The sequence below is a fragment of the Cellulophaga sp. HaHaR_3_176 genome (assembly GCF_019021925.1).
Classification (GTDB): Bacteria; Bacteroidota; Bacteroidia; order Flavobacteriales; family Flavobacteriaceae; genus Cellulophaga.
The window spans coordinates 80,475-92,868 of record NZ_CP058990.1 but is presented as its reverse complement, the minus strand read 5'-3'; the positions used below and the strand labels follow the sequence as shown (position 1 = coordinate 92,868).

Below are 12,394 nucleotides of genomic sequence, written 5' to 3'. Positions count from 1 at the left end.
CAATTTGTAAATTATAAATCATATTTGACTTTTAGCATTACATACCTTGGCTGAATTACGTATGACGAAGTTCTAAAAAACAACTCATTAAAACTATCTTGATTTAGCTCTGTATTATTTAACAAGTTTGTAACCTGAACACTGTACTCCCACTTACTATCTTTCTTTTGGTATGATAAACTTGAATCTAAATTACCGTACTCATTATCAACAGTATTGGCTCTATCTTTATAATGATAATAATCAAAATCTGCTAAAAAAATGAAGTTCTTCAAAAATGCTGCATCAAACTTTAAAAATGGACTTTCAGTATAAAAAGTAGATTCAATACCTCCGTTATCATAATTATTTACACTATAGTTATATCCAAATTCTACATTAGGAGCGTTTTTGAAGCTAGTTGCTAAACCGCCTCTATAACTTTGCGTTAATGATTCTGATTTTACAGGGCTATTATTAATAATATTATTTAAGCTAGAGTACGACAAAGAGCCTCTTGCACTTGCTTTAATTTTACCAAATGTTCGTTGGTAATTTGCCGAACCAGACAGCACCTCATCTTCTAAGTTTGAATTTATAGTAGAACTTACTTGATTTATACCAACAACCGAACTGTTATTTTTAAAGGCATCTGCTCTTTTACTATAGCTAACATTTGCAAAAATATTTTGCATATTAAACATACTAAAACTGAAAAAATTAAGCGATACATTATGAAACAGAGCACTTTCTAAATCGCGATTACCTTGATACATTGAGTTATAGTTACTAAAAATATAAGCATTTGCAAATTTATCTATATCTGAAAATTGACGGTTTACACTATAATTAAAACGAATACTTTCTGACTGCTTTAATTGAAGATTGACAAAAAGATCTGGAACGATATTAAACAAATCATCAGTAACTGATGTTCCTAACTGTGTGTTTTTCGCCTTATAATTATGAACCTTAAAACCTGGGTTAAAAGTGAATTTACCTGCCACTAATTTATAATGAAAACCTAGGAAAACATCAGAAAAATTAAATTCCACATCGTTAACCAAATCATCATTTGTAAAATCTAATTCAGAATTACCATCTAAAATTTGAAATATATTAGAATTGAATTGCTGACTACTTTGAGTAGTACCTAATGTAAAATTAATATTACTTTTTGCGCCTGTGATAAAATAGTAATCTGCTTTAAAGTCAAATTTATTTGTTTTTATTTTTCGATCTTGATTGATATTAAAATTAGATTGATTTTCATCTAAAGGAAGGATACTTTCAAATGGCTGAATTTCTCTAATTGCATTATAAAATGGGTCTTCGTTTTGAATTAAATATTGAGCTTCAAAAGCTAAAATATTTTTTTCATCAACCGTATAATACACATTTGCGTTTTGATTAATACTAGATGGTGTTTGCTTTTTATTTTCGAATATTTGATCTGTAACATCTGCAACTGATAAAATACCTACATCTTCATTTTCATCTGAAAATTTAGCAAGCACATCATATTCTACTTGCAGATTTGCATTAGGTGCGTATGCCCCGCTCAGCTTAAACAAGCCTAAATTAGATGTTTGCTCGGTTCCTGTAGTTGTTATTTCTTGTTGATTACTACTGATATAAGTACGCGTTGCAACAGTTTGTAAATCGGTATTAGCATACGAGTAAATTGCAAAACCACTTAAATCTAAACTTTCAGTCGGAGCATAACTAAAATTAACAGCTCCGAATCGTGTTTCAATTTCTTTTGCACGATTATTTTGCAACTGCGATAAACCTAAACCTCCATCACCAACACTAAAATTAGTTCCAGTATTTCCTGTTCTACTTCTAAAACCACCTGTAAAATTGCGATAATCTCTAGAAGTAAAAGGTAATTCGCCAATATTATTAAGATCTGTTAGTATGTTGATACTGTATTTAGGACTATAGAAAAATAATTTAGGGTGTGCCAAGTAACGATTATCTAAGCCCAAACCTGCCGTAATTTCTCCAAACCAAAACTTCTCTTTTCCTGATTTTAATTTAATGTTTAATGCTACATTATCTTGATTATTAGTAACGCCCTTTAATTGCGATACTTCACTATAATTTCGAAGCACCTCTATTTTATCGAGTGCGTTTGCTGGAATATTTTTTGCTGCCAGCTTAGAATCTCCATCAAAAAAATCCTTTCCATTAACCATCACTTTTGTAACCGTCTTTCCTTCTACTTCAATTTCTCCATCATCATTTATCTCTACTCCTGGCAGCTTACTTAATACATCTTCTAATTTTTTTTCAGTTCCTGTCACAAAAGAGTCTGTATTATATACAATTGTATCTCCTTTTACAACAACAGGCATCTCATAAACAACCTCAACCTCATCGAGGTTTTCTGCTTGCTCAGCAAGAATTATATCACGTTGTAAGTCTGTTTCATTAACATTTATTAAAAGCTCTTTAGGCTGAAAACCTATGTAACTAAATTTTAAACTATACGCTGTATTGATTTTGACATTTAGTTTATATCGACCATTTGGGTCTGTAATTCCAAAAGCATCAAGCGATTTACTCTCTTGGTTTACGGCAACAACATTTGCCATTTCTAACGCAACCCCTAAGCTATCTTTTACAACACCTGTTATAGTTATATTCTGAGTATAACCTACCGCAGTAATACTTAAAAACAATAATATTAGAAAAAATGATTTGTATATTTTCATAATAAATTAGTTTCGAGATCTACCTTGGCCACCACCTGAACCTCTATTACCTCCTCTAAAACGCTCAGACATTTCTTCCATTTTTTCAAGCATTATTTTATTATACTCTGCTTGATTTACTTCTTTTCCTTTTGTTGGTGCTTTAATTTCTTCTTTCTCTTCTGCATTCAATACAATTTTAGTACATAAAATAGCTGTATCACCTGCATTTACTTCTAAAATTAGACCTGGTAAACCCCAATAATCAGAGGGGCCTTGACTTACAGGGATTTCAGGTGTAAACCATGCCGTTATTTCCATTTCTTTAGGTTCTTCAGCAACTGATAATAAATTAGTTCCTTCTTCCCCTTCCTTATTTCCCTCCTCTTTCTTTCTATCTTTTTCTCTTTTTCTTCTTAATGCTGCAAAATCAGTAGAATCAACAGCCTTCATTGCCGTTGCTTTATAACAAGTATAGTTTCCTATCTTCTTTGTTTCTGAACCCATCTTCCAATCAAGCTTTTGTAAATCATCTTTAATTAAAAAAAACTTACCAAACATTTCTGACCCATTTGTATAACTTTGATCTTTTATGTTTTTATATAATTTACCTGGAGTTACACCTCCAAATCTCGGCCCCCTACCATTATCATTTGTTGGCGCATCCAACCTTTCTTCTTCTATATAAATAGCTGCTGATTTGTCAAAAGTTAAAATAAACGTTTTTTCAAACATTTTTTTCATACGCTCCATCATACGTTTCTTTTGTTCTTCAGACATATCTCGCCTTCCAAAACTCATATCACCTACTGATGTTTTAGATTGATAATATGCCTTACCTTGAAAATCTTGAGAATACCCAGTTCCTAAAACGAACAAATAAGCAAAAATTAAAAGAATACATTTTTTCATAATAAGAGGTTATATATTGTAGTTTGACTCTAAAAAACTCTTTTGGTTTAATTTAAAACATCAAAAAAGAAGTTCAATCTCGAATTTCTCATAAACAAACCAGTATAAAATGATTTACAAAAATAAAAAAACACTATTAAACAGGGTGTAAAATCAAGTTTTATGAAACATTTTTGTATTTGAGCAACTATTTTTTTTACAACCCAAGATTCGTTGTATATTGTGTCCTCCTTAGAATTTAAGAATCAATTAATAAAATACACTATGCATGTTGCTGTTGCTGGAAATATAGGTGCTGGAAAAACCACTTTAACAAAACTACTTTCCAAACATTTTAACTGGGAGCCTCATTATGAAGATGTTGTTGACAACCCATATTTAGATGATTTTTATAACCAAATGGAACGTTGGAGTTTTAATCTTCAAATCTATTTTTTAAATAGCCGTTACCGCCAAATTTTAGAAATAAGAGAAACAGGTAAAAACATCATTCAAGATCGTACCATATACGAAGATGCTTATATTTTTGCACCAAACCTTCATGCGATGGGCTTGATGACCAACAGAGATTTTAGTAACTACTCTAGTTTATTTGAGCTGATGGAAAGATTAGTTCAACCACCAGATTTATTAATATATCTACGCAGTTCAATTCCTAATTTAGTAAGTCAAATTCACAAACGTGGTCGTGATTATGAAAATACTATTTCTATCGACTACCTAAGTCGACTTAACGAACGTTACGAAGCTTGGAGCCAAAGTTATGAAAAAGGAAAACTTTTAATTATCGATGTCGACAATCTTGATTTTGTAGATAACCCTGAGGATTTGGGGACTATTATTAATAGAATTGATGCTGAAATAAATGGCTTGTTTTAAATCACGAAAAATTAAATAATATTATAAAAATGGAGTTCAAATTAAATGAACTTCATTTTTTTTGCGTGCTCTATAGCCTGATCACTGTCTTCTACAAAAAGTACAGGTGTTGTTTTATAATTATCGTATACTCCTTTTACTCGTAACATACGCTTACGACTATTTACACTTCTTAAATAAATTGCTAATATTCTATCAGGGTACAGCTCTGCAATTTCTTTATAAATATCAGCATCATGTTCACCACTATCACCTATAAGTATAAACGGTAATTTAGGATATGTTTTTAATAGATTTAATATTTCTATTTGTTTTTGAGGTTGATGACCGTCTGTTTTTCTTATAAAAAAAGTTTGAAAAGTACGCAGCAGAACTGGTCCTTTAGGAAAATCGTTTTGCCTTAAAAACAACTCCAAGTAGCGATATAAATTCCATGGACTATGGCTTACATAAAAAATAGGATTTGTATTTTCTCCAGATATACCTCTATGTAGTAAATTATATAAATTTGGCGCTCCTTTTAACGGCAAACGTTTTTTAGCACTTTTAAACACGGTATTTACGAGCACCCTCCATTTTAATATGGATACAACACCTGTTTGTAGTATTGTATCATCAATATCGGTTATCACCCCAAAATTTGCCTTATTTGAAGGAATTAATATTTTCCCTGGAAACCTATTCTTAAGTTGAATTACTCTCTTTATAGAAGTATCTGCGTAAGCTACTTCAAAATTCACCCAACCCTCATCATTAATTAATTTATATAAATCCTCAACTTTTTCATTCACCTTAAAATAACCATGCTTATCTGTTTTAGATTTTAAAATTACCCCATTAGGCAATCTTACTTCAATTTCAGTATTCTTAACCTCATCTGTCTCTAAACGTTTCCACATATTTTTAAGTAAACTAAAAATATTTCTGCGATCTAAATTTATAGACTCATCTTCTAAAGCCCTTCCTCTCAAGTAAAAATGCGTATTTGTTCCATAGGCATCAAACGTGATTATTTGCAAAGGATCTTTCTTAAATAAACTCATGGTATAAAAGTATAAAAACCTGCTAAAAGAATTTAGCAGGTTTTAGTTTTAAACTCATTTTATTTTTTATCTACTCTTCAGTTTCAACAACTAATTTTAAGCTACTAAAACTTTCTTTCTTATATGCAGCCAACTGTGCTTCTGCTAAATATTGAGTATTTACAACAACCTCTGTATATACTCCTTTATGGGTTGCCGCAACACCCTCTTCTATATGCCCACCTAAAATTGGAGCAATTACCAAACCTATTAAACACGTAAGCTTAATTAAAATATTCATCGATGGCCCTGAAGTATCTTTAAAAGGATCACCAACAGTATCTCCTGTTACTGCTGCTTTATGAGCCTCACTACCTTTAAAAGTCATTTCGCCGTTGATTACTACACCTGCTTCAAAAGATTTTTTAGCATTATCCCAAGCTCCTCCTGCATTATTTTGAAATATTGCCCAAAGCACACCAGAAACGGTAACACCTGCCATATAACCACCTAACATTTCTGCAATTGCTAAATTATTCATTCCAAAAATCATTGGAATAAAAGCGATTGCAAGAGGAAAACCAATTGTCAATAATCCAGGTAGCATCATCTCTCTCAACGAGGCTTTTGTTGAAATAGCTACACATTTATCATACTCTGGTTTCCCTGTACCTTCCATAATACCAGGTATCTCTTTAAACTGACGACGTACCTCTTGCACCATTTCCATTGCAGCTTTACCCACAGCATTCATTGCCAAAGCAGAAAAAACAACCGGCACCATACCACCAACAAATAACATTGCTAAAACTGGTGCTTTAAAAATATTAATTCCATCAATACCTGTAAATGTAACATATGCAGCAAAAAGTGCCAACGAAGTTAATGCCGCTGAAGCGATTGCAAACCCTTTACCTGTAGCGGCTGTGGTGTTTCCTACAGAATCTAATATATCGGTACGTTCTCTAACAATTGGTTCTTGTTCACTCATTTCTGCAATACCACCTGCATTATCTGAAATAGGTCCAAAAGCATCAATTGCTAATTGCATTGCTGTTGTGGCCATCATTGCAGATGCCGCTAACGACACGCCGTAAAAACCCGCAAATGCATAAGAAGCCCAAATAGCTGCAGCAAATAATAATACGGAAGGGAATGTAGATATCATACCTGTAGCTAAACCTGCAATAATATTTGTACCTGCCCCTGTACTCGATTGTTGTACAATTTTTAAGATTGGTTTTTTACCTAAACCTGTATAATATTCTGTTACCGAAGAAATAACTGCCCCTACTATTAAACCAACTAAGGTTGCGTAAAATACACGCATTGATGATATTTCTTGCAATCCTTCTCCAAAAAATTCCATTTTCATAGTTTCTGGTAACATCCATGTAACTAAACCAAAGCAAGATACCGCAACTAAAACTATAGATGTCCAATTACCAATATTTAAAGCACCCATAACCTGTGCTTCTTTTGCATCGTTATTTTTAATTTTTACGAGCATGGTACCAATAATTGATATAATAATACCTACACCTGCTATAGACATTGGCAATAAAATAGGGCCAATACCTCCAAAATCGTCAATAATAGATCCTCCCATGTCTTTAATCACATAGTTACCAAGCACCATTGCGGCTAATACTGTTGCAACATAAGACCCAAATAAATCAGCTCCCATACCTGCAACATCACCAACATTATCACCAACATTATCCGCAATTGTAGCGGGGTTACGAGGATCATCTTCTGGAATACCTGCCTCTACCTTTCCTACTAAATCTGCACCTACATCTGCAGCTTTGGTATAAATACCGCCACCAACACGGGCAAATAGTGCTATTGATTCTGCTCCTAAAGAAAAACCTGCCAATGTCTCAAGTACAATAGTCATATCCATTGTATTTGTCCAAACGCCTCCCATAAAAAAATGAAAGAAAAATATAAAAAAAGCTGTTAAACCTAATACAGCTAAGCCTGCCACTCCCAGCCCCATAACAGTGCCTCCTCCAAAAGAAATTTTTAGAGCTTTTGGTAAACTTGTTCTTGCTGCCTGTGTTGTTCTAACATTAGTTTTAGTCGCGATTTTCATACCTATATTACCCGCAAAAGCTGAAAATATAGCTCCAAAAATAAATGCAATTACGATTAACCAATGCGTTGTGGGTACTACAAAAGAAACTATTGCTAATAGTACACTAACTATTAGTACAAAAAACCCTAAAAGTTTATACTCCGCATTAAGAAAAGCTATTGCACCTTCATGTATATGATCTGAAATTTCTTTCATTTTCCCATCACCTGCATCCTGCCTCAATACCCATGATTTTTTAAAAACCATATAAAGTAAACCTAATACAGCCATTAAAATCGGCATGTAAATAATCATTGATTTCATAAATTAGTCGATTATTTATTAATAATATCTCAAAAAAACGCATAATTATTAAACATAACAAAAAAAGTCATGCTTTTTTAATTAGCATGACTTTTATAAAATTATTGAAAACAAAGTGTTATATCGTAAACGTACGTTTACTTTTATGTCCACTTTCATCATAACGCTCTACACATTCATGATATATTTTTATAGCTTCTTCAGCATCTCCCCATCCACCTGTATCAACTTTTTTCTTTTCTAAATCTTTATATACTTTGAAAAAATGCTCAATCTCTTTTAACCTATGTGGGTTAAGGTCACTAATATCGTGATTATTACCCCATATTGGATCAGAAACTGGTACGCAAATGATTTTTTCATCTGGCCCTTTTTCATCAGTCATATGAAATACGCCAATAGGTCTAACCTCCATAACTACCATTGGGTGTGTTGGCTCATGCCCTAAAACTAGAACATCCAATGGATCACTATCCAATGCCAATGTTTCTGGAATAAAACCATAATCTCCTGGATACATCATAGAAGAAAATAGCATTCTATCAAATCTAATCTTATTTAATGTGAAGTCGTATTCGTATTTATTTCTACTCCCTTTTGGGATTTCTATTAAAACATCAAAAGTAATGGGTTTTATTTCACTCATAATTCATTGTAATTTGTACGCAAAGATACTTGAAAAATTTATTTCAATCCTTGCAAAGAACCCAAATAAGATAAAAAACAGCTTATTTCAGCAAAAAATAATTTACGAAAACGGTGTAGTATATTCAGCCTTTTTAATTTAAAAACTAAATCCATATGAGCCTGTAACACTAAATGGTCTTGCATCAGGACTATCTAAATAATTTCCTCTAAAGTTAAAATCTATTCTAAATATCTTAAATATGTTACCAATACCTAACGAATATTCCCAGTAAATATTTTCATTAGGAGAAGTTAATGGAATATTAGAAGGACTACTTAATAACCTATTCCCTTCAGATAAATCTCCCCATACACCTCTTAAACCGACATACTCTCTTAAATTCCATTTTTTGATTATAGGAATTCTTGAAAATATACGTCCATTGAAATTATGTTCTAAATGAACTGATGCATACGTATCTGTAACAAACTCATAGAAATTTAAATTTGGAAACGTTCCATAGATAGAAAACAAAGTCTGGTTTCCTGGTATCACGTTTAGCAAACCCAAGGGTACATCTCCAAAAGTTTTACCAACCTCAACAGTACTACTCAACCTTCCTAAACCTCCTAATTGCCATGGCTGTGTATATGAAAACTGAAGTTTACTATAATCAAAATCACTATCTAAAATACCTTTCATACCTTTTGTATAATTTAAGTACAAGGTGCTATAGGTATCATTTATATTTTGACGTTCAACTCCATAACCAATAGTCCTTCTACCCGGAGTATAAACTAATGTCGTTGACAAATCAAATTGTTTTATTTCTGATGAAATCCCTGTTGGTGAATTTAAATCTATATAATCTAAACTAAAATTATCAGGCAATGCAGAACTTAATTTTCGAAAAGAACTACCTGCTTTTATTACTAAATTATTTACAGGTTCAATTTCAATTGCAAAAGTACTTAAGTCTATATTAGATAACTTATCATTTGCACCTACTGAAAACACTGATGATGATGCCGTGCTCCTACCCAAAACATCAGTTGTAGAAGTTAAGCTTATTCCTAATTGCTCTATATCTTTTCTGTTCCCACCAGAAATTATTAATCTACTTTTTTTATCTAGCAACCACTTTCCTGATATACCGTGTTTTACTTTATGATCACCAAAACCATATGCCAAATAACCTTCTACTCGCCATGGATCATTTTGCCCATAAAAAGTTCTAGCTCCAATTCTTGTTCGTAAGCCTTCCGCTTCATTGTAGCCAAGTATACTATATACATCTCCTAAATCTAAATTCCATTTGTCAATTTCAATATAACCAGAACCCAAAACGCTTATTATATTGTAAAAACTTTTAAATTTAGGAACCGTTTTTAAAGTATCTAAAAGCTTATAAACACCCCTTTCATCTTTATTTAGATCTTCCAACCTATTGTTACTCCAGAATAAACTATCGCGTTGTACCACACCAGAATCAAACTGATTTGCTAAATTTTTATAAAACTTACCGGTTTTAAGTTGATCAAAAACGTAATTATCATAAATGGTAGTTCTTTTGCCGTAAACGCCTTTAGCTTCTTCTTTTTTAGAGAAACTAAAATCACTTAACATATAATCTCTTTTTAAAAGAAAAACAGAATCACTTATTACTTCAAAGTCTTGCTCTATATAAATTTCTTTAACCCAATTTATATTAGCACTTTTTGTCACCGCTAAATTGATATTTTTAATAGCATAGGTAGAATCATTTACCCAAAAATTTCCTTTAAAAGTCAATTCATTCTTTCGCCTTGGGTAATAGACAATATTATAACACCACTTATTATCAATAAATGCACTATCTGTTAATGCATAATTATAAACATCTACTCCTGTTTTAGAAAGTGGACTTGTAAAGCTTTTTTCGAAGAATTTTAAATAATTATCATAAATATTATAATCAGAATATAAATCTTCAACAAAAGCGGTAAGGGCCTGGTTGTTTGTAAATCCTGAATTTTTTATCCCTTTTATATCTTCTTTTTCTACTGACTTTAAATTATCACCATATACCTTTGATGACGTCTCGTTCAAAAAGATTGGTAAATATGTTTTTCCTGTAATTCTTGAGGTATCTAAATCTTTAAATACAAACTCTAAGCCTTTAAATATTTTACTTTTAATTAAAGCGCTATCAATTGTATTCAGATCAAATTCTATTTTTTCGTATTTATCGTAACTATATTGGTTAAAATACTTTAATCCATTTTTCCTTTTTCTTTCCCAAATTTTCTTAAGTATATCAATTGCTGGGTTATTTTTTTTAGACTGTTTACCTGAAACTACAACAACTTCTCTCAACTGCTCTCCTCCTTCAGTTAAGATAACATTCATATTATAATTAACTTTTTTCTCTAAAACAATTTCCTCGGTTTTGAAACCAACAAACGATACAACTAAAGTTGTAAAGGTTTGATCTGTCTCTAAATGAAAAATACCATCCTCATTTGTTATCGTACCTACTGACGATCCTTTAAATAAAAGATTAGCGAAAGCTACTGGAAGCCCAGCCTCATCTTTAACTACTCCATTTACTTTTGTTTGAGAAAAAGCAAAAGACGCAAAGAGTAACAGAAAAAATAATATTTTATTCATTAAACACGAAAAGGGAATTAATTAGTAAAGGTACAAACAGTTGCAAGATAAAATAGCAAAAAAAAATAGCTCTATCGACACTCAATATGTCAATAAAGCTATTAAACCTTACAAAAATTTATGTATAATTATTTATACATAACCTTTTTTACAGACTTGATTACATCTTCAAAATTAGGCAACCATTCTGCCAATAATACTGGAGAGTATGGTGCTGGAGTATCTGCTGTATTTATTTTTTCAATTGGTGCATCTAAAAAGTCAAATGCATTTGATTGAACATGGTATATTATTTCAGATGCAACATTACCATAGGGCCATGCTTCTTCTAAAATCACCATTCTATTTGTTTTTTTAACTGAAGTTAAAATAGCTTCATAATCTAAAGGCTTTACAGTACGTAAGTCGATAATTTCACAACTAATACCTTCTTTCTCTAATATATCAGCAGCTTTATAAGCTTCTTTGATAATTTTTCCGAAAGACACGATAGTTACATCTGTACCTACTCTTTTAACATCAGCAACACCAATAGGAATAATATAATCTCCTTCTGGAACCTCACCTTTATCACCATACATTTGCTCAGATTCCATAAAAATAACAGGATCATTATCTCTAATAGCTGCTTTTAATAAACCTTTTGCGTCTGCTGGGTTTGATGGTACAATCACTTTTAGACCTGGACAGTTTGCAAACCAGCTTTCAAAAGCTTGTGAATGTGTTGCTCCTAATTGACCTGCAGAACCTGTTGGACCTCTAAATACAATTGGACAATTGAACTGACCACCTGACATTTGACGGATTTTCGCCGCGTTATTTATTATTTGATCTATACCTACTAAAGCAAAGTTGAAGGTCATAAACTCAATAATTGGTCTATTACCATTCATAGCAGAACCAACTCCGATACCAGCAAAACCAAGTTCAGAAATAGGAGTATCAATAACTCTTTCTGCACCAAATTCATCTAACATTCCTTTTGAAGCTTTATATGCTCCATTGTATTCTGCGACTTCTTCACCCATTAAATAGATAGAATCGTCTTTTCTCATTTCTTCGGACATTGCCTCACAAATGGCTTCCCTAAATTGTATTGTTTTCATTTAAACGGAGTTTCTTAAAATTCTTATTCTAAAAAGGATAGCAAAAATAGCAAATAATCTGTCATAATAAATACTGTTGGAATCAAAAAAAGTTATAAAATTTATTATGCACGCAT

Annotated in this window: 8 protein-coding genes; 1 reads left to right on the top strand and 7 read right to left on the bottom strand. The window is 31.9% G+C overall.

All coding sequences use genetic code 11. From position 1 onward, the window contains the following. Positions 1–11: 11 nt before the first annotated feature. Positions 12–2,699 (bottom strand): outer membrane beta-barrel protein, encoded by a 2,688-nt coding sequence (locus tag H0I23_RS00400; protein ID WP_216784500.1) that lies wholly within the window; start codon positions 2,697–2,699, stop codon positions 12–14. Positions 2,700–2,705: 6 nt separating this feature from the next. Beyond that, complete coding sequence (locus H0I23_RS00395; protein WP_216784499.1) at positions 2,706–3,590, bottom strand: GLPGLI family protein; 885 nt, start codon at positions 3,588–3,590, stop codon at positions 2,706–2,708. A 264-nt stretch (positions 3,591–3,854) separates the two neighbouring features. On the opposite strand from H0I23_RS00395, the gene H0I23_RS00390 reads away from it, so the two are divergent. Continuing rightward, positions 3,855–4,469, top strand: a complete 615-nt coding sequence (locus tag H0I23_RS00390; RefSeq protein WP_216784498.1) for a deoxynucleoside kinase — start codon at positions 3,855–3,857, stop codon at positions 4,467–4,469. A 41-nt stretch (positions 4,470–4,510) separates the two neighbouring features. On the opposite strand, the gene H0I23_RS00385 is transcribed toward H0I23_RS00390, so the two are convergent. The 5 genes from H0I23_RS00385 to H0I23_RS00365 all read right to left on the bottom strand — a co-directional run bounded on the left by H0I23_RS00385 (position 4,511) and on the right by H0I23_RS00365 (position 12,278). Then, entirely contained in the window at positions 4,511–5,512 is a 1,002-nt protein-coding gene (locus H0I23_RS00385; protein ID WP_216784497.1) for an App1 family protein, read from the bottom strand. Positions 5,513–5,582: 70 nt separating this feature from the next. Further along, positions 5,583–7,895 (bottom strand): sodium-translocating pyrophosphatase, encoded by a 2,313-nt coding sequence (locus H0I23_RS00380; protein WP_254073627.1) that lies wholly within the window; start codon positions 7,893–7,895, stop codon positions 5,583–5,585. A gap of 118 nt (positions 7,896–8,013) precedes the next feature. Beyond that, positions 8,014–8,541, bottom strand: a complete 528-nt coding sequence (locus tag H0I23_RS00375) for an inorganic diphosphatase (protein ID WP_216784496.1) — start codon at positions 8,539–8,541, stop codon at positions 8,014–8,016. A gap of 138 nt (positions 8,542–8,679) precedes the next feature. Then, entirely contained in the window at positions 8,680–11,172 is a 2,493-nt protein-coding gene (locus H0I23_RS00370; RefSeq protein WP_216784495.1) for a DUF5686 and carboxypeptidase-like regulatory domain-containing protein, read from the bottom strand. Positions 11,173–11,300: 128 nt separating this feature from the next. Then, entirely contained in the window at positions 11,301–12,278 is a 978-nt protein-coding gene (locus tag H0I23_RS00365; protein WP_216784494.1) for a pyruvate dehydrogenase complex E1 component subunit beta, read from the bottom strand. Positions 12,279–12,394: the final 116 nt, after the last annotated feature.

Coding starts and splice junctions, on each gene's coding strand:
- H0I23_RS00375 (WP_216784496.1), bottom strand. CDS start 8,541: ATGAGTGAAATAAAACCCATTACTTTTGATGTTTTAATAGAAATCCCA.
- H0I23_RS00395 (WP_216784499.1), bottom strand. CDS start 3,590: ATGAAAAAATGTATTCTTTTAATTTTTGCTTATTTGTTCGTTTTAGGA.
- H0I23_RS00370 (WP_216784495.1), bottom strand. CDS start 11,172: ATGAATAAAATATTATTTTTTCTGTTACTCTTTGCGTCTTTTGCTTTT.
- H0I23_RS00380 (WP_254073627.1), bottom strand. CDS start 7,895: ATGAAATCAATGATTATTTACATGCCGATTTTAATGGCTGTATTAGGT.
- H0I23_RS00390 (WP_216784498.1), top strand. CDS start 3,855: ATGCATGTTGCTGTTGCTGGAAATATAGGTGCTGGAAAAACCACTTTA.
- H0I23_RS00365 (WP_216784494.1), bottom strand. CDS start 12,278: ATGAAAACAATACAATTTAGGGAAGCCATTTGTGAGGCAATGTCCGAA.
- H0I23_RS00400 (WP_216784500.1), bottom strand. CDS start 2,699: ATGAAAATATACAAATCATTTTTTCTAATATTATTGTTTTTAAGTATT.
- H0I23_RS00385 (WP_216784497.1), bottom strand. CDS start 5,512: ATGAGTTTATTTAAGAAAGATCCTTTGCAAATAATCACGTTTGATGCC.